At 70.3% G+C, this 18652-nt stretch carries 21 protein-coding genes; 6 read left to right on the forward strand and 15 right to left on the reverse strand.

The window, feature by feature from the left end; all coding sequences use genetic code 11:
* Positions 1-15: 15 nt before the first annotated feature.
* The 4 genes from AC07RV_RS04725 to AC07RV_RS04740 form a co-directional block, all read right to left on the reverse strand.
* Positions 16-1032 carry a FecR family protein gene (locus AC07RV_RS04725; protein ID WP_444852459.1) on the reverse strand — a complete coding sequence of 339 codons (1017 nt, stop codon included), beginning with the start codon at positions 1030-1032 and terminating at the stop codon, positions 16-18.
* 73 nt (positions 1033-1105) lie between these two features.
* Positions 1106-1624: an RNA polymerase sigma factor gene (locus tag AC07RV_RS04730; protein ID WP_296785766.1), complete on the reverse strand. Its 519-nt coding sequence runs from the start codon at positions 1622-1624 to the stop codon at positions 1106-1108.
* Between the two features lie 19 nt (positions 1625-1643).
* Positions 1644-2273, reverse strand: coding sequence for an STN domain-containing protein (locus tag AC07RV_RS04735; RefSeq protein WP_296785769.1), 630 nt, complete (start codon positions 2271-2273; stop codon positions 1644-1646).
* A gap of 392 nt (positions 2274-2665) precedes the next feature.
* Positions 2666-4087 (reverse strand): trypsin-like peptidase domain-containing protein, encoded by a 1422-nt coding sequence (locus AC07RV_RS04740; RefSeq protein WP_256222928.1) that lies wholly within the window; start codon positions 4085-4087, stop codon positions 2666-2668.
* A 267-nt stretch (positions 4088-4354) separates the two neighbouring features.
* Here AC07RV_RS04740 and AC07RV_RS04745 point away from each other — a divergent pair, with 267 nt between their 5' ends.
* Together AC07RV_RS04745 and AC07RV_RS04750 are read left to right on the forward strand one after the other, a co-directional pair.
* Positions 4355-5440: a hypothetical protein gene (locus tag AC07RV_RS04745; RefSeq protein ID WP_296785774.1), complete on the forward strand. Its 1086-nt coding sequence runs from the start codon at positions 4355-4357 to the stop codon at positions 5438-5440.
* Positions 5441-5532: 92 nt separating this feature from the next.
* Positions 5533-6420: a hypothetical protein gene (locus AC07RV_RS04750; protein ID WP_296785777.1), complete on the forward strand. Its 888-nt coding sequence runs from the start codon at positions 5533-5535 to the stop codon at positions 6418-6420.
* Between the two features lie 21 nt (positions 6421-6441).
* On the opposite strand, the gene AC07RV_RS04755 is transcribed toward AC07RV_RS04750, so the two are convergent.
* Positions 6442-7050 (reverse strand): TetR/AcrR family transcriptional regulator, encoded by a 609-nt coding sequence (locus AC07RV_RS04755; RefSeq protein ID WP_296785780.1) that lies wholly within the window; start codon positions 7048-7050, stop codon positions 6442-6444.
* A gap of 78 nt (positions 7051-7128) precedes the next feature.
* Here AC07RV_RS04755 and AC07RV_RS04760 point away from each other — a divergent pair, with 78 nt between their 5' ends.
* Positions 7129-7764, forward strand: a complete 636-nt coding sequence (locus AC07RV_RS04760) for an NAD(P)H-dependent oxidoreductase (RefSeq protein WP_296785782.1) — start codon at positions 7129-7131, stop codon at positions 7762-7764.
* A gap of 21 nt (positions 7765-7785) precedes the next feature.
* Here AC07RV_RS04760 and AC07RV_RS04765 read toward each other — a convergent pair whose 3' ends face one another.
* From AC07RV_RS04765 to AC07RV_RS04785, 5 genes are all read right to left on the reverse strand, one after another.
* On the reverse strand, positions 7786-8106 hold the full coding sequence (locus AC07RV_RS04765) for a hypothetical protein (protein ID WP_296785785.1): 321 nt from the start codon (positions 8104-8106) through the stop codon (positions 7786-7788).
* A 1-nt stretch (position 8107) separates the two neighbouring features.
* The gene (locus tag AC07RV_RS04770; RefSeq protein ID WP_296785787.1) at positions 8108-8977 is read right to left on the reverse strand and encodes a hypothetical protein; all 870 of its coding nucleotides are present in this window, start codon (positions 8975-8977) and stop codon (positions 8108-8110) included.
* An 84-nt stretch (positions 8978-9061) separates the two neighbouring features.
* On the reverse strand, positions 9062-9628 hold the full coding sequence (locus AC07RV_RS04775) for a hypothetical protein (RefSeq protein WP_444814000.1): 567 nt from the start codon (positions 9626-9628) through the stop codon (positions 9062-9064).
* Positions 9629-9695: 67 nt separating this feature from the next.
* The gene (locus AC07RV_RS04780; protein ID WP_296785792.1) at positions 9696-10199 is read right to left on the reverse strand and encodes a hypothetical protein; all 504 of its coding nucleotides are present in this window, start codon (positions 10197-10199) and stop codon (positions 9696-9698) included.
* A 70-nt stretch (positions 10200-10269) separates the two neighbouring features.
* Positions 10270-11394, reverse strand: a complete 1125-nt coding sequence (locus AC07RV_RS04785) for a 3-deoxy-7-phosphoheptulonate synthase (protein ID WP_296785796.1) — start codon at positions 11392-11394, stop codon at positions 10270-10272.
* Positions 11395-11517: 123 nt separating this feature from the next.
* Between AC07RV_RS04785 and AC07RV_RS04790 the strand changes: the two genes are divergently transcribed.
* Complete coding sequence (locus AC07RV_RS04790; protein ID WP_296785799.1) at positions 11518-11970, forward strand: hypothetical protein; 453 nt, start codon at positions 11518-11520, stop codon at positions 11968-11970.
* Positions 11971-12111: 141 nt separating this feature from the next.
* Here AC07RV_RS04790 and AC07RV_RS04795 read toward each other — a convergent pair whose 3' ends face one another.
* The 4 genes from AC07RV_RS04795 to AC07RV_RS04810 form a co-directional block, all read right to left on the reverse strand.
* Positions 12112-12348, reverse strand: a complete 237-nt coding sequence (locus AC07RV_RS04795; protein WP_093352645.1) for a hypothetical protein — start codon at positions 12346-12348, stop codon at positions 12112-12114.
* Positions 12349-12388: 40 nt separating this feature from the next.
* A complete protein-coding gene (gene kdsA, locus AC07RV_RS04800; RefSeq protein WP_296785804.1) occupies positions 12389-13234 on the reverse strand; it encodes a 3-deoxy-8-phosphooctulonate synthase in 846 nt (281 codons plus the stop codon).
* Positions 13235-13304: 70 nt separating this feature from the next.
* Entirely contained in the window at positions 13305-13811 is a 507-nt protein-coding gene (locus tag AC07RV_RS04805; RefSeq protein ID WP_296785807.1) for a hypothetical protein, read from the reverse strand.
* Between the two features lie 169 nt (positions 13812-13980).
* Complete coding sequence (locus AC07RV_RS04810) at positions 13981-14316, reverse strand: YnfA family protein (protein WP_057591221.1); 336 nt, start codon at positions 14314-14316, stop codon at positions 13981-13983.
* 165 nt (positions 14317-14481) lie between these two features.
* Here AC07RV_RS04810 and AC07RV_RS04815 point away from each other — a divergent pair, with 165 nt between their 5' ends.
* Positions 14482-15768, forward strand: coding sequence for a retroviral-like aspartic protease family protein (locus AC07RV_RS04815; protein WP_296785810.1), 1287 nt, complete (start codon positions 14482-14484; stop codon positions 15766-15768).
* A gap of 66 nt (positions 15769-15834) precedes the next feature.
* Positions 15835-16305, forward strand: coding sequence for a surface-adhesin E family protein (locus AC07RV_RS04820; RefSeq protein ID WP_296785813.1), 471 nt, complete (start codon positions 15835-15837; stop codon positions 16303-16305).
* A gap of 22 nt (positions 16306-16327) precedes the next feature.
* On the opposite strand, the gene AC07RV_RS04825 is transcribed toward AC07RV_RS04820, so the two are convergent.
* The gene (locus AC07RV_RS04825) at positions 16328-18283 is read right to left on the reverse strand and encodes a hybrid sensor histidine kinase/response regulator (protein WP_296785816.1); all 1956 of its coding nucleotides are present in this window, start codon (positions 18281-18283) and stop codon (positions 16328-16330) included.
* Positions 18284-18652 lie beyond the last annotated feature (369 nt).

The raw sequence follows: 18652 nt of genomic DNA on the forward strand, positions 1-18652 counted from the left end.
CGTCGCGTCGCCGCTTCAGCCCAGCAGCACCACGCCGCCGGGCAGCGAACGCACCTTCAGGCCCAGCGACTGCTTCATCTGCACGATGGCCAGGTCCAGCCCGCCGATCTGGAAGCGCCCCGTCATCTGGCGCGCCGCCAGCTGCCCGTCGAGCAGCACGACCTGGCCGGGGCGGTAGCGGTTGATCTCGTCGATCACTTCGCCCAGCGGCGTGTCGACGAAGCGCAGGTAGCCCTCGCGCCAGGCCACGCGCCGCGCGAGCTCCGCGCCCGCGAGCGTCGCGACCGGCCCGTGCGCGCGCTCGTTCCAGTCCAGCTGCTGGTGCGCCTCGAGCAGCACGCCGCCCGCGGCATGCGCCACCTCGAGCCGGCCCTCGAGGCAGACCACGACCACGCGCGCGCCCTGGCGCCGCAGCGCGAACAGCGCATGCGGGCCCAGCGGTCCGGGCCGGGCCGTGAGCCGGCCCGCCCCCGCTTCGACCACGGTGCGGATGCGCGCGTCCCGCACCTCGATGGCCGCCTCGCCGGCGATCAGCTCGATCTCCTGCAGCGGCACGCGGCCTTCGCGCACCACGATGCCCGAGCGCGTGTTGAGTTCGACCGTCACGCCCTCGGCCAGCGTCACCTTGCGGCGCTCGCCGATGCCCGTGCGGTGGTCGGCGCGCAGCTCGCCCAGCGAAGGCCACAGGCCCAGCGGCGGATGCACCATGGCCGCGGCGGCCACGGCCGTGAAGCCCAGCGCGCCGCCGAACAGCGCGCGCCGGCCCGGGGCAAAGCGCGGTTCGCGCTGCGCGCGCGGGGTCGTCGACGGCTGCGACGCGGACGGCGCGCGAGCGGCCACCAGTTGCCCCGCGGCACCCAACAGCGTCCACTGGCGGCGCGCCGCGGCCAGCGCGGCACGGTGCGCGGGGTCGGCCTCGCACCAGCGCCGCATCGCCGCGCCGTCGGCCTGCGTCATGCGACCGGCCGCGACCTGGCTCATCCAGGCGATCGCCTGGCGCTCGATGGCGTCGGTCGTTTCGCGCGGGGGCATCGATCCGGGATGTGTCATGTTCGGCAAGGCTTCACCCACTAGACCGCCGGCGCGAACGGAATCGGCACGCTTTTCATTTTTTTTCCCTGTTCCCGTGCGCCATGCAATGCTCGTGCGCACGCTTGAGCTCCAGGCCGATCAGCCGCGCCGACACGCCGAAGCGGGCCGCCGCGGCCTGGTTGGACAGCTCGTCCACGCGCACCGCGAGAAAGATCGCGCGCCGGCGCGGCGGCATGCCGTCGATGACCCGCACCAGCGCCTCGATCTCGTCGCGCGCCGCGGCCACCTCGTCGGGGCCGGGGGCCGGATCGACCAGCTCGTCCATCAGCGCGCCCATGTCGTCGGCGCTCATGTAGCGCCCGTCGCGCTCGATGCGGTCGAGCGCGACGTTGACCGCCATGCGCATCAGGTAGGCCGCCGGATTGGCCAGCGGGCCCGACGATTCCTTGCGCTCGTCGAGCCGCACCCAGGTGTCGTGCAGCGCATCGCTCGCCAGCTCGACCGAGCCCAGGCGCCAGGTCAGGCGACGCTTGAACTCGTCGTAGCGCTGGGTCAGCAGCTCGCGCAGCGCCCCGAGGCTGTTGGCGCTCATGCCAGGCCCGTGGCGGCGCTCATGGCGCCGCGGTCCGGCCGGTGCCCGGGCACACCGGCGCCGCGTCGGCCGTGCGCGCACGCAGCAGCAGCACGAAGGGCCGCGCCGGATCGGCCGGCGCCTGCCCCACATCGACACCGCGCAGCGTCTCGACGATGGTGCCGTCGCGTACCCGGTCGCCGGTGCTGTCGAGCAGCCGCACCTGGGCGGCACGGCCACCGGCGTCGACCTGCACGCGCAGCGCCAGGCGGTAGCTGCCGAGCGCGAGGTCGCCGCGCTCGCACAGCGCGCGCAGCAGCCGCGACTCCAGCAGTTGCTCGTAGCCGCGCTCGACGGCAACGGCCGGCACGGGCTCGGGCGGCACGGCGTCGTCCGGCCCCGCGGGTTGCAGCACGAAGGCCTCGGGCGCGACCAGCCGCGCGACCAGCCCGCTGCCTTCGAGCAGCCGATGCAGCGCCTGCTCGGGCGCCATGCGGCCGCGCACCGGCGCGGCGCTGCGGCCCTCGACCAGCTCGGACGGGAAGAACACCGACATGCGCGTCGCCGCGTCGTAGCGCGCCAGCGCGTCCTTGAGCGGACCGCCCGGCAGGTCGAACAGCGTTGGCACGGCCTCGGCCCGCGCCGCGCCCGCGGCCACGCACAGGCCCATGACGGCCAGCCAGCACGCGAGCAGAAGACGGCGGGCGTGAAAGGCAGGGGCTGGCCGTGCGCGGCGGAGCGGCCCGGGCGCGCCGGCGAGCGTGTGCATCTGCGAAGGGTCCACCGTGAGGAGTTGCGCGGCGGATGCTAGGCAGGCGGGATGACCTTCGGGTGACAGCGCCGCGCCCGCGGCACGCGCGGATGCCGCTCACCATGCCGCCCGCGCGCGAAGGCAGCCGGGCGCGGGCTGGCGGAAAAGCGCGAACGGGAGGGGCTGGGGCTCGGTCATGGGCGGGCGGTCGTGAAGGCTCTGTGCCAGAACGGTCGAGGCGCCGCGCACCTGTTGTTTGTCACGAAAATTTCACGCAGCGCCGCCCTTCCCGCCCTTCCCGCCCTTCCCGCTCACCCGCAGCGCGGCTCGCCCGCGCGGGTGCAGATCGGCACGAAGATGCGCGTGCCCGCGCGCTGCACCAGCAGCGCCGCCGTGCCGTCGGCCGTGTCGAGCTGCTGCGCCAGCGCCTCGGCGCTGTCGATGGGCTGGCCGTTGAGCGCGAGGATCAGGTCGCCCGGCTGCACCCCCGCGCGCGAGGCCGCCGCGTTCACGCGCTGCACCAGCAGGCCGCCCTCCACGCGCAGCAGTTGCCGCTCGGCCGGTGCCAGCGGGCGCACCGCGAAGCCCAGCCGCGACGGCGCGCTCGCGGCGCCGGTGGCCAGCGGCGGCGTCTCGAAGCCGTCGACGCGCACCTCGAGCACCTGCTCCGTGCGATCGCGCCACACCATCAGGCGCACGCTGTCGCCCGGCGTCTGTTCGGCGATGAAGCCCAGCGCATCGGCCGCCTGCACCACCTCGCGGCCCTGCACCGCCAGGATCACGTCGCCCGGCCTCAGCCCGCCGGTCTCGGCCGCGCCGCGCGGCTCCACGTAGTTCACCAGCGCGCCGGCCGGGCGCGGCAGGCGGAAGGTGTCGGCCAGCGCCTGCCCCACCTCCTGCACCGACACGCCGATGCGCCCGCGCGTGACCTTGCCGGTGGCCAGCAGCTGGTCCTTGATGCGCATGGCCGCGTCGATCGGAATCGCGAACGAGAGGCCCTGGTAACCGCCGCTGCGGCTGTAGATGCGCGAATTGATCCCGATCACCTCGCCGCGCAGATTGAACAGCGGCCCGCCCGAATTGCCGGGGTTGATCGGCACGTCGGTCTGCAGGAACTGCATGTACTCCGCGCCCGGCAGCAGGCGCCCCTTCGCGCTCACGATGCCGGCCGTCACCGAGTTGCCGAAGCCGTAGGGCGAACCGATCGCCACCACGCCGTCGCCCGGCTCCACGCTCGAGGGCTCGCCGATGCGCACCGTGGGCAGGCCGCTCGCATCGATCTTGAGCAAGGCCACGTCGGCCACCGCGTCGAGCCCGACCAGGCGCGCGCGGAACTCGCGCCGGTCCGGCAGCTTCACCGTGATCTGCGTGCCGCGCGCCACCACGTGTGCGTTGGTCAGGATCAGCCCGTCGGCGCTGATGAGAAAGCCCGTGCCCAGGCTGGCCTGGTCGGTCTCCGCGGGCTGCGGCTGCGCGCCGGGCACCAGCAGCAGCCAGCGGTCGCTGAGGCGGCGCGCCGGCGCCGAAGGCCGCTCCACGCCGATGTGGACCACGGCCGGCCCGTAGCTCTTGACCAGCTCCGCGAGCCCCGAGCTCGGCCATGGCATCGCCGCCTGCAACGGCCCGCCGAACGCGAGCCCCGCGAGCGCGACGGCCAATGCCGCGCAGAAGCGCCACGTCCGCGTGCTCGCTCCGGCGGCACGCGGCGAGGGTCTGGCGGACGAAACGGTCATGGCGGTCTTTCAGGAGCAAGGTGGGCCCAGCCGCACGATGCGCCGACGAACAGGGTCGAGGCGCGCGGATGGGGCTGGCCTCGAAGACAAGACGGTCCGGGGCGGGGCGGACTGCGCTTTGTCATGAAAATTTCATGAAGCGCCAGGCCGGCGGCTGCGTCGCTGCTTGCGATATCGTGTCGCCGTGATCCGTCGCTGGCGAGCATTGCCGTTCGCCATGACGCCCCCCGAACGAACGCGCGTCGTCATGCGCGCCCCCCCAAACAGATGAAGAAGCACGCCACCCTGTCATCGGCCGGCGCCACGGCGCGCCGCTCGATCGTGCGGGCGCCCGTTCGCAAGGCCTTGGCGATGCTGCTGCTCGCAGGCGCGCTGCTGCCCGGTGCTTCGCGCGCACAGGCCCTGTCCGTGCAGGTGCCTCATGGCCTCGCCGGGTCTGCCGCCTGGATCGAGAACATCGCGCTCGGCATCGATGTCTGGCTGGTCGCGCACGAGAATGCGCGACGCACGCTGCTGCTGGGACGCTGCACCGCGTTCGATCCCCGCTTTCCCGAACGACCCGCGCCCGCGATGGTCACGGCCAGCACCGAGGTCTTCCACTGGATGACAGGCGAGGGTCACACCGACCTGCCGCCCGAACCCTACTCGGTGGCGCTGCGGAACGTGCTGCCGGTCCTGGCGACGCACGTGTTCAATGCCGACGAGCTCGCGTCCTGGGACGCCGTGCGCGGCTCGGCGCAGATTCAACGGGGCCTGGCGCTGCACGAAGTCGAGGTCGCGCTGGTCAAGGCGAGCGACGCGATCGTCGAGGTCAACTCCGGGCGCTACTGGGGCTGGCCGCTGGCACGGGTGGGGCGACTGGCCGACGCGCAGGGCCTGCGGGCGGAAGTCGACGCGACGCTGGAGACGCTGGCTCCCGGCGCAGCCGCGCGCCTGCGCAACATCAGCCTCGTGCCTGCCGAAACACCCGCGGACGAGCCCTTGCTCCGCGCCGTGTCCCAGGCCGGCGAAACGCTGGCCCCGCGGTTCTTCGAGCAACTGACGCCCGCCGACCACGAGGCCTACGAGCGCGTCGCGCGGATCGAGGTGGTGCGACGCTGGTTGACCTTGACCCAGGCGCTGCCGCGCTTCGCCCTGAGCCATGTGTCGGACATGGTTCGCGACAACCCGATGCCGAACGCAGCAGCGGATTTCTGCAGCCGCATGGACCTCCCGGCGTGCCGTCCTGGCGAAGCGGTGGAGGCCGCCATCACTGCTTACCTCTTGGCATTCGGCAGCGCCTTGCGCAGCGATACGACGGTGGATGCGGCGCGGCTGATCGTGCGCAAGCTGCCGAGCTCGGGGTGCTCCTAGATTCAGGGCCGGGCACGGCGAAGCGGCGTGCTAACGTCGACGCCAAAGGGGCCTCGGCCGAGGCCCCGACCACTCCGACGAAGATGGGATCGATGAGCCTGACCCGCGCATGGTCGCGCCTCCAGTCACTGCGCGACGAGCCGGCCCGCAGCGACGTGCTGCTGACGCGCGCGGCCCTGATCTTCTGCGTTCCGATCATGCTGGCCTACGGCTGCGCCGGGCTCGTCTATGGCGAGCTGCCGATGCTCACGCCGTTCGGCTTCGTCGAGATGCCCGGTGCCTGCGCCTGGCTCACGGCCGCGATGGCCTTCGCGCTCGCGGTGCTGGCGACCGACTGGCTGGTGCGCGGCGAGCTGGCCACCCCGCGTGCCTCGGTGATCATCACGACGCGCTCATGGCGCGTGGGCGATCCGCCGATGCCCGCCCTGCCCCCGCATGTGTGGCCGCAACCGCGCAGCTCGCCGCTGCGCATCGCCTGCCTCGGCATCGCGGCGGTGGCCTGTGCCTCGGCGCTGGTGGGGCGCGCCACGCTCGCGCTGGGCTGGCAGGCCTTCGCGCGGCCGGGCGGGCTGGCGCCGAACGCGGAATGGCCGCTCTATCCGCTGCAGTGGCTCTGGCCCTGGCTGCTGCCGCTGACCCGACGCCCCGTGGTGCTGGGCACGATCGTGGTGGGCGCGGTGCTGCTGTTGGCCGCCTACCTGCTGGCGTGGCGCAAGGTGCGCGGTGCCTGGCTGCCGTTCATCACGATGCTGCCGCTGCTGGTGGCGGTCCATTTCCTCGGCGCCGCCGGCTTCGACTTCGCGGCCGCGCGCGGCCTCGGCGGAATCGTCGAGCCCGAGCTGTCGGCCGCGCTGGCGCAACGTCCCGGGCACTACAACATCCACACCTTCCTGAGCCTGTGGTGCGCCATCGGGGCCCTCACGGTCGGGATGATCGGGGGCTTCTGGCTCGAGGCCTCGTCGGTGTTCGAAGAGGACTGAGCGGGCGCCGGCGCGAGCGGCTCAGGTCCTGCGCGCGATCCGCACGATGGCGTCGTAGATCTCGTGCTCCGCATCCGCCGGCTCGATCTCGCCCGCGGCCGCCGCGAACGACACGGCCTCCGCCGTCCCCAGCATCGCGCGCATGCCCGCCAGCGCGAGCGGCTGCTTGGCAAAGGGCTGCAGCGCATCGCGGCACTTGGCGAGGAACAACGCCTCGTGCTCCTTCTTCAGCGCATCGAGCTCGGGCGAGCCGGCCAGCGCGGCGCTCACGCCCGGCATCTCGCGGCCCATCTCCATCACGCAGTTGAGGTAGGTGGCGGCGATCACCTTGGCCACGGCCGGCAGCGACCGGGCCGCCACCCGCAGGGCCTCGTCCATCAGCGCGTGCTGCCGGCCGTCGTACTCCTCGTAGAGCACGCCGAGCAGCCCGGTGCGCGTGCCGAAATGGTCGTAGACCACGGGCTTGGTCACGCCCGCGCGCTCGGCCAGGTAGCCCAGCGTGAGCGCGTCGGTGCCTTCGCCGCGCACGATGGACCACGCCACGTCCAGCAGCTGGCGGTTGCGTTCCTCCTTGGGCAGGCGCTTCTTCGCCGCGACTTGCACGGCCGGTTTCGTCGGGTTGCTTGACATCCTTAAACTACCAAAGGTAACCTACGAAGCGTAGACTACTAAAGGTAGTTTACACCCAGCTTCAAAGGAACCACCCCCATGCATGCCCTCATCGTCGTCAGCCATCCCTCCCCGCAGTCGCTCACGCACGCCGTCGCGCGCTCGTTCGCCGAGGGCGTCGAGGCCTCCGGCGACCACAGCACCGAGATCGCCGACCTCGCCGCGGAGGGTTTCCAGCCGGCCTTCAGCCAGGCCGACGCCACCGCCTACCTGCTGCAGGCGCCGCTGCCGGCCGACGTGCTGCGCGAGCAGCAACGCATCGACCGCGCCGACGCGCTGGTGCTCGTCTATCCCGTCTACTGGTGGTCGTTTCCGGGCCAGCTCAAGGGCTGGATCGACCGCGTGTTCTCCAACGGCTGGGCCTACGACGAGCGGCCCGACGGCTCGCTCGGCAAGCGGCTCGGCCACCTCCCGATCCACCTGATCGGCATCGGCGGCGCGGACGGCGGCACCTATGCGCGGCACGGCTACGACAAGGCGATGCGCACGCAGATCGACCACGGCATCTTCGATTTCTGCGGCGCGCCGGTGCTCAGCTCGGAGTTCCTGGTCGATGTGAATGGGCAGGGCGGGGCCGCGCACCTCGTCACCGCACGGGGGCTTGGCAGCCATGCGTTCTCGAAGGGCGCGCCGGCCGGTGGCAAGCGCGCCGACGCGGTCGAACTGGCCGGGTAGCCAGGCAGCGCCGCCGAAGGCTCAGCCCTCGTCCGGCGGCGTCTTCTCGATGACCCAGTTCGCGCCGGGCCGCTCGCGCGTGGCCTGAAAGCCGGGTTCGAGGTCGGCGAGTTCGACGATCGACGGATCGATGTCGAGGACATGGCCGAGCCCCGCCAGCGCCACGTCCTCGATCGCTTCGCTCACACCGTCCAGGAACTGCCATCCGTGGTCATCGTCGCCGTGCGAAACCCGCAGGATCGGACGGCTCCGGTCCAGGACGCTCTTCGAGAAGATCGTCGCGCAGTTCCGGGGTTGGTCGAAGGGCCACTCCGCCGGGATCGAGCGATTGCGAGGTTCCATATCAGCGACCTCCCTGGCGCACTTTCGAGTCCTGGATGAGCTCCTGAATGCGGTCGACAGGCAGCTCGTGAAAGGTCTGATAGCGATCCGCTCGTTTGCCGTCGGGCAGTTGATAGACCTTCGCAGATGCTCCCAACTGCTTCAGCCTGAGCAGGAGCTGGAGCAGGGAATCCGGAAAACCTGGGCTCAACCGATCGAAGAGGGGTCGAACGACGAGAGGTGCCGTCGAAGGCGATTCCTTGATTTCAGAATACTTGAGATGGAAGACGGACCGGATGGCTTTCATTGCTTCAATCCGCTGCGGGCCAAGATCGACGACCAGGAATGCAATCAGAGGCAACAAGGTATTCGCTCGTTCGTACCCTATCGAGTACTCCTTCTGCATGCGGGAGTATCCATTCGGCCACCGCATCTCGAGCTCGCTGGGCGTCATTGACGTATTGAATTCCCATTCGATTGCAGGTGGCGAGTTTTCATCGAACACATAGACGGATCTGCGCTTCTGGTCCCAAGACATGGTGCGCGCGTTGCTCCAGGCGAACTCGATATGGAGTCGTACGCGATCACAGTACAAGCGATGTATCAGGCGTTCGAACTTGTCGAGCCACCGATCGACTTCATGGTCGGCCTTCTTCAACCCGGCCGCGAAATGGATCATCCTTCCCCCATAGGCAACCATGAAATCTGTCACCGGAGGAAATGAGAACATCCCGCGACTCAACGGGGGCCAGTCGTCCTGCGCAGGCAGACTTTCGATGACTGCTTCGTTGTACCTCCGAATCGCGACGACCTGATCCTCCCAGGGCACGCCACCGCTTTCCGGATTCATTGCTTCGGCCAGATAGCCGTAGACGCGGCAGGTTTCTCCCATCCATCACTCCCCTAGAAAGAAGAGCGAGCATATCGGCTGCTCGCGTCTATCTTGGTCATGCCCATGAAGGCATGCGGCGTGAGGTCAGGACTCGAAGGCCGCGCGAAGCGACGCCTCCACCTTCGCGTCCTCGATCTCGGGCAGCAGCATGACCACGCCCTCGCTGGCCCATTGCGTCAGGGCATCGAGCAGCGCCAGGCCGGGCGGAAGCCATGGCGAACCCGGCGTGGCCTCCTGCACCGCCGCCAGGCTCGAGCCCCGGCGCAAGGTATCGGCGCGCTGAACGATGAGGAAGCGCGACCGCGCGGCTCCGTTGCCGAGCCACAGCCCGCCGGGCGCGAGCAAGTATTCGCCACGGGGCGATCGCATGTAGGTGGACGCGTCGCTGCCGAAGAACAGCCGTCCGCCGTCGAAGTCGGCGAGGTACGCGTAGTCCCCCGCGAGCAGGCCGTACTCGGTGTTCTTGCTCGAGCGGGACCATGCGATCGACTCGGCCAGCTTCACGCGCCGCGGTTCGCCGACACGCGCCAGCGACTTCGCGTCCACGAAAGCGTATTCCCCCTGCGGCGCCGCCCACGCGGCGACAGGCAGCGCGGCGATGCCGATGAGCAGTTGTCGTCGATCCATCCGGATTCCCTCTAGACATTCCATGAAGCCACCCCTTCTTCCTGGCGGATCATGGCATGCCGCCTCGACCGGTCGAGGCGGCACTCCCTGCCTAGGACGGCTTGCTCTTCAAGCCTTTCAACACCGTCGCAAGAACGGCCGTGGCGGCCTGCGGGTCGGACGTCTCCACCGACACCCAGAAACCGTGGATGCGGAAGCGGGAGACATACCCGATGTAGTGGATGTATTCATCGCTCCCCTCGATGCGACCGAGATAGGAGATTTCCGCCGATGTCTCGTCCTCGTTCATCCGGACGGAGTCGTCGAGAAAATGGATCGTGCGGCCGCCCCTCACCTGGCGTTCGAGCTTTTTCCGCTCGCGGACCACGCCGGCCGCGACCGCGTAGATCTGCCCCTCGCGCACGGAGACCAGGTGCTCGGAAATCACCAGAGACGCCAGCGGCTCCTTCGAGATGAAGCTCCACACGCCCTCGCCACGCACCTCGGTATCGATCCAGTTCTCGGCCAGGTTCAGTTCGAAGTTTCTCGCTTCGACCCGAGGCGCGCTGTGACAGGCGCCCAGCAGGACGAGCAGAAAGACGAAGACGAAGCGCACGGTTCCTCCCGCGGTTTTCTGGATGCAAGGTGCGAACGAGACTGCAGACAGGCAACGCGCCCGGATCCCCTCAACCCTTCGCCAACCGCCGCCGCGCCTTCACCGCCGAAGCCAGCCCCTCGAGCACCGGCACCGTCTGCGCGAAGCCGATGCAGGCATCGGTGATCGACACGCCGTGCTTGAGCGCCGCGCCGGGCTGGAGGTCCTGCCGCCCTTCCTCGAGATGGCTCTCGATCATGAGGCCGGTGATGCGCCGCTCGCCGCCCGCGATCTGTGCCGCGACGTCCTCGGCCACCACGATCTGGCGCTGGTGCTGCTTGCTGCTGTTGCCGTGCGAGACGTCGATCATGACCTGCGGCCGCAGGCCGTTGGCCAGCAGCGCCTGGGAGCTGGACTCGACATCGGCGGCCGAATAGTTGGGCGCCTTGCCGCCGCGCAGGATCACGTGGCAGTCGTCGTTGCCGCGGGTTTCGAAGATCGCCGCCATGCCCATCTTGGTCATGCCCATGAAGGCATGCGGCGCGCGGGCCGCGAGGATGGCATCGGCCGCGACCTTGACGCTGCCGTCGGTGCCGTTCTTGAAACCGACGGGGCAGCTCAGGCCCGAGGCCAGTTGCCGGTGGCTCTGGCTCTCGGTGGTGCGCGCGCCGATGGCGCCCCAGGCGATCAGGTCGGCGATGAACTGCGGGCTCAGCAGGTCGAGGAACTCGGTGCCGGTCGGCAGGCCCAGCGTGGTCAGCTCGAGCAGCAGGCGCCGCGCGCGCTCCAGGCCCTCGTTGATGGCGAAGCTGCCGTCGAGGTGCGGGTCGTTGATGTAGCCCTTCCAGCCCACGGTGGTGCGCGGCTTCTCGAAGTAGGCGCGCATCACGATCAGCAGGTCGTCCTGCAGCGAATCGGCCACCTTCTTGAGGCGCTGCGCGTATTCGATGGCCTGGTCGTGGTCATGGATCGAGCACGGGCCGACCACCACCACCAGCCGGTCGTCGCGGCCGTGCAGCACGTCGGCGATCGCGGCGCGGGCGCCCTCGACCAGCGCCAGGGTGTTGTCGCGCACGGGCACGCGCTCCTGCAGCAGCGCGGGGGTCATGAGCGGGCGCACGGCGCCGATGCGCACGTCGTCGATCCGGGTGGTGTCGAGCGTGCTGTCGCGGGAGCCGATTTCGGCGTCGTGGAGGGGGTCGTCGAGGCGGGGCATGGTCGTGGGGTGGTGTCGGGGGAGCTCCCGCGATTGTCCTCTCGAAAATGCCCACAGCCTCCCGGGCCCGCATCCGGATAATGCGTCGCCCACCACCGCAGGAGACGAGGATGGAGACAGAACATGGGACGTGAAGCGACCTGCCAGGCGCGCGTCGGCGACGAATCGGCGGAGGTCAAGGCCCTGCTCGAATCGACCGAGCTGATCCTGCGCGGCGCCATCAAGCGCCGCTATGCGATCGCGGCCTTGGCGCAGGTGCAGGCCACGGCCGGCGAGCTGCGCTTCGAGGCGAACGGCGAAGCGGTCGCGCTGGCGCTCGGCGACACCGAGAGCCAGCGCTGGGCCACGAAGATCGCCACGCCGCCGCCCTCGCTCGCGTCCAAGCTCGGCGTGGGACCGGCGCAGCCCGCGTTCGTGCTCGGCCGCGTCGACGATGCGGCGCTGACCGAAGCGCTGCGCGGCGCGCGCACCGACGACGCGGCGGCCGCCCATTCGGTCGTGGCCGTGGTCCGCAGCGACGCAGAGCTCGCGGCCACGCTCGAGGCGCATGCCGCGCTGCCCTGCCCCGGACTCTGAATCGTCCATCCCAAGGGGCGCGGCGCCTCCATCGGCGACAGCGCGATCCGGCAGGTGCTGCGCGAGCGCGGCTACGTCGACCACAAGACCTCGGGAGTCTCCGAGGCGCTCACGGCCACGCGCTACGTCCGGCGCTGAGCGCTAGAAATACCGCGCCCGCCGGTCGTCGCGCGGACCGACCGCGAGGTCTTCCGACAGGCCCTTGAGCACGGCAAAGCCGGCCTGGAGCGCATCGAGGTAGGTGGGGAATCCCGCCGCGGCTTCGAGCAGGCGCTCGTACTCGGGCGAACCGTCGAACGATTCGAGCAGCACCCAGTAGTACTCGCTCGTGTCGTGCTGTTCCACCGTCAGCGCGATGGAGATGAGAGGGCCGAACATGCGGGGATGCTCGCAGCCCCGCATGACGGTCTGAAGAAAGCTAGATCTTCAGGACGGGGAACGACTTCACGAGATCGTCGAGCGACTTGAGCTGTGCCATCAAGGGCTCGAGCTGGTGCAGCGGCAGCGCGCTCGGTCCGTCGCACTTGGCCTGGGCCGGATCGGGGTGGGCCTCGATGAACAGGCCCGCGAGGCCCAGCGCCATGCCGGCGCGCGCGAGGTCCACGAGCTGCTCGCGGCGGCCGCCCGAGGCGGCGGCGCCGGCCTCGCGCTGCTGCAGCGCATGGGTCACGTCGAAGATCACGGGCAGGTCGCCCGTGGTCTTCTTCATCACGCCGAAGCCCAGCATGTCGACCACCAGGTTGTCGTAGCCGAAGCAGGTGCCGCGGTCGCACAGGATGATCTGGTCGTTGCCCGCTTCCCTGAACTTCTCGACGATGTTGAACATCTGGCTCGGGCTCAGGAACTGCGGCTTCTTGATGTTGATGACGCGGCCGGTCCTGGCGAGCGCCACCACCAGGTCGGTCTGGCGCGCGAGGAAGGCCGGCAGCTGCAGCACGTCGACCACCTCGGCCACCGGTGCGGCCTGGGCCGGCTCGTGGACGTCGGTCAGCACCGGCACGCCGAAGGCCGACTTGACCTCCTGCAGGATGCGCAGGCCCTCGTCGAGGCCGGGGCCGCGGTACGAGTGGATCGACGAGCGGTTGGCCTTGTCGAAGCTTCCCTTGAACACGTAGGGAATGCCGAGCTTGCCGGTGACGCGCACGAACTCCTCGGCGGTGCGCAGCGCCAGGTCCTTCGACTCGAGCACGTTGACGCCGCCGAACAGCACGAAGGGGCCGTCGTTGCGCACGCCGATACCGGGGGGGATGGTGACGTTTTTCATGGGGGAGCTCCTGTCCTGAATCTTGGGGCCTATTGTCGACGCTCCCGGCGACCGGGCTCCAGGCCGGGGCTCAGGGCATCTTCACGGCGATCTGCGACAGCCCGCGCAGATGGCGCGGCCCGAGGCGCGCGTCGTTGGCCGAGATCAGGCACAGCGCGCCCAGGTGCGGCTCGAGCGGGCCACCGTTCTTCTCATACAAGACCAGCGCCTTCTCGCCGATGGGGCTGTTGTAAAGCTCGTTCCAGCTGAAGATGGCCTGGTAGCCGTCGTCGCCGAGCGCAACCACCACGCAGCGCTTGAGCTCCGAGCGCGGCCGCTCGGAAAAGCCGCAGGCATCGAGCACGTCGACCAGCCGCGCGCCCGCATAGCTGTCGACCTGCGCCACGGCGCGGCCCGAATAGCACAGCACCTGGGTCGGGCCGAGGTCGTGGCGCGCCATGCGCTCGAGCGCCTCGCGCGCGAACGCGGCCGGCCGCGGCACGCCGCCGAGCACGTGCAGCAGCGCGCTTGCCGGCGGATTCGGACTTTCGCTCGCGGCGCGGCGCGGCTCCACGGGCACAACGGCATCCAGGCTCATCGGGGTTCCTCGGTGATCAGCAGGCGACAGGCCGGCATTCTGCGCGGCGGTCCCGGCTGGCGCGATCCGCTTCGGCGTATGACCGCCATCCGCGAAACAGGATTTCGCCATATTCCACTCGACATAGCGAAAGCCGAATCTACAGCCGATCCGATGCCCCTGCCAGTCGTCAGCGCGCCAGCCGCGGCCCGGCCATGATGATGAACATGCCGAGCAGGCTGACCCCCACGCCGACCCAGTCGGTCACGCTCGGCTGCACCTTGTCGACCGCCCAGAGCCACAGCACCGCCACGCCGATGTAGACCCCGCCGTAGGCCGCGTACACCCGGCCCGCCGCGGTCGGGTGCAGGGTCAGCAGCCAGGCGAACAGCGCCAGCGAGACCGCCGCGGGCAGCAGCAGCCAGGCCGAATGGCCCTGGCGCAGCCAGAGATAGGGCAGGTAGCAGCCCACGATCTCGGCCAGGGCCGTGGCGACGAAGAGGGCGAAGGTCTTGAGCAGGTCCATGCGGGGATTCTCGGCGCGGATCGCGCCACCGCCGGCCGCTCGGGCCCGGCGCGATGCCAGGCCCGCGACACCCCGGCTAGGTATACTTTCCGACACATTTTTGCGGCAACCGGCCCCCGCTCGCGCGGGAACACGCACACAACGCCGGTGCCTCGGGAGGACCTCATGGACGAGCACACGGGATCGCGGCGCGAACCGCAGTGGACGGGAGACATCGCAGCCGCGGCCCCCGGCTGGGAGCCGGGCTTCCTGCGCGACGACCGCGAGCGCGGGCGCAAGGCCGGTCCGCTGCTGTGGGGCCTGGCGGCCCTCTCGCTGGCGGCGCTCGAGGCCACCACGCTGTTCTTCGGACGCTCGGAAGCGATGTCCCCCGCGTTCCGCATCGGCACCGCGCTGGGCGCCCTGCTCTGGCCCTTCGTCGTGGTGCTGCTCTGCTCGCTCTGGGACCACCGCTTCAGCCAGCGCCGCGGCGTCAAGGTTTTCGCCTGGACCTGCCTCGTGCTGGCGGCCGTGTCCTTCGCGAGCATCGCCACCACCCGCGGCTACTGGCAGCGCTGGCTCAACAAGGACAACCTCACCGCCGAGGACTTCCGGCGCCAGGCCGGGCGCTGCGCGCGCGAAGCCGACCTGGCCTGCGAGGAAGCCAACTGGCAGGACTACGTGCGCCTGCTGCCCGGCGATACCCTCGGCCTCGCCAACCTCGGCATGGCGCAGGCGCGGCGCGGCAAGCACCAGCAGGCGGTCGAGAACTTCGAGCGCGCGGAAGCGCTCGGCGAAGGCGCCTACGACCTGTTCGCCTTCCATGCCGACAGCCTCTCGAAGCTGGGCCGCGGCGAGGAGGCCATCGCGTGGTCCTACAAGGCGCTGGCGGCGCAGCCCGCGCTGGTGGACGTGCGCGCCAGGCTCGCGCGCCTGCTGGTCGCGGCCGGCCGGCCCTACGAAGCCCTGTCGCTGCTGCAGGCCTACGACAGTCAGGCCCAGGCGCGCGGCAGCCCGCTCTATTTCGCGGGCCAGCGCATCGCCATCGAGACCGCCATCGACCAGGGCGGCGGCGCCGCGGCCCCGGAGCGCGCCGGCCTGCGCCTGCCGGCCTACGGCGGGCACTTCTTCGCGCCGGTCAACCTCGGCGACGCCAAGGCCATGGCCTTCATGGTCGACACCGGCGCCACGCGGCTGTCGCTGGCGGAAGAGACGCTGCGGCAATCGAAGGTGGCCTACCGCGTCGTCGATCCGAGCGTCAGGATGTTCACCGCCGACGGCCGCCGGGTCGTCGCCAAGGCGATCGTGATCGATGCCATCCGCATCGGCCGCTTCGAGCTCAAGAACGTGCAGGCCATCACCTGCGCCGACTGCCTGCCGCTGCTCGGGCAGTCGGTGCTGTCGATGTTCGACATGCGCTCCAGCAAGGTCCAGGGGCTGGAGTTCATGACGCTGGTGAAGCGCGGCGGCTGAGGGCCGGTGCTCGAGCGCGACAGACCCCGCGGAACCCCGAGAAGAAAAGACGCGCAGGAGGATGCGATGAACTCACCGACCCGGCTGCGCCACATCGCGCTGGCCCTCGCCTGCGCCTGCACCGTGCCCCATGCGCTTGCCACCGATTGGCGCCGCGTCGGCAACCCGACACCGGATGGCGACAACATCTACCTCGACGTGAACGGCCCCGCGCGGGAGCCGGGCGGTCATGTCGTCGCGAGCCTGCTGTTCGACTATGGACAGGAACATCGGACCGCCGACGGTCGTGCCTATGGGTCCGACGTCCGGATCACGCGGATCGATTGCCAGCGCGAACGCCTCGCGGACCAAAGCATCGTGAGCTACGCGGGACGTGCCAGCCAGGGACCGGTGGTTCGACGCATGGTGCGCCCCCCCTCGGAGGCCGAGGCCGCCATGGAACCCGCGCTCCAGCACTCCACCGGGCAGGCCATCGTCTGGGCCGTGTGCGAACTCATGGTGCGCGGCAAGCCGCGGGGCTACAAGCCACCGCCTTGAGCCGTCCGACGAGGCGCCGGGCTCAGCCTGTCGTGCTCCCTGGCCGCTCCTCCTGGAACAGCCGCTCCAGCATCCGCGCCAGCCGGTCCACGTCCACCGGCTTGGTCAGGTGCCCGAGGAAGCCGGTCTCGAAGCTGGTGTCGCGGTCGCTGGGCTGGCCGTAGCCGGTCACGGCGATCAGCGCGGGCGGGTCGACCAGTTCGGCGCGCAGCCGGCGCGCGACCTCGTGGCCATCGATGCCGGGCAGGCCGATGTCGAGCAGCACGACGTCGGGCCGGCCGGTCTTGACCGCCTCGATCGCCGCGAAGCCGTCGTGCACGACCGCGCTGGCATAGCCCAGCGCGTCCATCAGCAGCGCCATGGTCTCGGCGGCATCCTGGTTGTCGTCGACCACCAGCACCAGCCGTTCGCCGGGCGCCCGGCCCGATGTTCCCTCGCCCGCGAGCGGCTCGGCCACGGCCGCCAAGTTGACGATGAATTCGCTGCCCTCGCCCGCGCGCCCGCTGCTGAACACGCTGACCCGGCCGCCATGCAGCGCGACCAGCTGCTGCACCAGGCTCAGTCCGAGGCCGAGCCCGCCCTTGGAACGCGCGGCGTCCTGCTCGCCCTGCACGAACAGGTCGAAGATGCGGTGGACGTCCTGCGGCGCGATGCCCGGGCCGGTGTCGCGCACCACGATCTCGGCCTCGATCGGGCTGGCGCCCGCGACGCCGGGCGCGGTGGGGCCGGCGCCGAGCCGCAGCTCGATGCGCCCGCCGTTGTCGGTGAACTTGGCGGCGTTGTGCACCAGGTTGCTGACCACCTGCACCAGCCGCGCCCGGTCGCCCGTGACCCAGGGGTCGGCGCCATCGACCTGCAGCTCGAGCACCTGCGACTTCAGCGCGACCAGCGGACGCACCGTCTCGACCGCGTCGTGAATCACGTCGCGCAGCCGCACCGGCTTGGCCTCGAGGTGGATCTTGCCGCTGGTGATGCGGCCGACGTCGAGCAGGTCGTCGATCAGCCGGGTCATCTGCCGCAGTTGCCGGTCGATGATGTCGCGCGTGCTGTTGAAGATGCGCGACTCGATCTTCTCGCGCTTGAGCAGCTCGAGCGCATTCGAGATCGGCGCGAGCGGGTTGCGCAGCTCGTGCCCGAGCATCGCGAGGAAGGTGGCCATGCGGCGTCCCTCGTCCTCCAGCGCGGTGATACGCCGGCGCTCGCTGAGGTCGCGCGTGACCTTGGCGAAGCCCTTGTGGTGCCCCGCCGCGTCGTACAGCGCCGTGATGACCACGCTGGCCCAGAAGCGGCTGCCGTCCTTGCGCACGCGCCAGCCCTCGTCCTCGAAGCGGCCGTCGCGCAGCGCGTTGCGCAGCTCCTGCGCGGGCCAGCCGCTGGCGGCCACGTCGGGCGGATAGAAGGTCGAGAAGTGCCGGCCGATGATCTCGGCCGCCTCGTAGCCCTTGTTCTTCTGCGCGCCCGCGTTCCAGCTGATCACGTGGCCCGCGGGGTCGAGCATGAAGATCGCATAGTCCTTCACGCCCTCGACCAGCAGCCGGAAGCGCTCCTCGCTCGCGCGCAGCAGTTCGTCCTGCAGGCGCCGCTCGCTGAGGTCGCGCGTGATCTTGGAGAAGCCGCGCACCGTGCCGTCGGGCCCGGTGAGCCGCGTGATGACCACGCTGGCCCAGAAGCGCGTGCCGTCCTTGCGCACGCGCCAGCCCTCGTCCTCGAAATGGCCCGCCTCGCGTGCCTGCGCGAGCTCCTGGCGCGGCCCGTCGCGCTGCTGCGCTTCGGCCGGATAGAGCATCGAGACATGGCGCCCGAGGATCTCGGAACCTTCGTAGCCGCTGACGAGCCGCGCACCGGCATTCCAGCTCAGCACCATGCCGTCGGGATCGAGGAAGAAGATCGCGTAGTCGGTGACCGCATCGATCATCTGCCGGTGATCGGCGTCCGACAGGTTGGCGATGGACAGCCACTCGGCGGCGGGATCTGGCATGTGTTTTGTTCTCTCGGACAGTGGGTTCGTGCCGGTTCCCCCTCGGCTGGACCGGGGAGTATTCCCCCGCCCGGCGGCCCGATCCGTGGGACGTTGCCGACATTTGCGGTCGGCCATCCTGCTGGGGCCACTGGATTCGGTTGGCCTGGCAGGCCAAACTGCCGAGGTGTCGAAAGAGAGATGCGAGCAGTTCGACCCACTCGAGCGTGGACGAGGGATCGGCGCCCTCGGCGGCACCGTCGACGGCGATCGCGCTGTATCGCCGTCCGGGACTCGAGGAATTCAGCGACCAGGACCGGCGGGGTTTTCGCATCGGTGCATGCGCCGCTGCAACCTGGTCACGCAGCAGCGCCCCCGTGCGCCGGACCG

The organism is Variovorax sp. GW821-FHT09B01 (assembly GCF_059418345.1).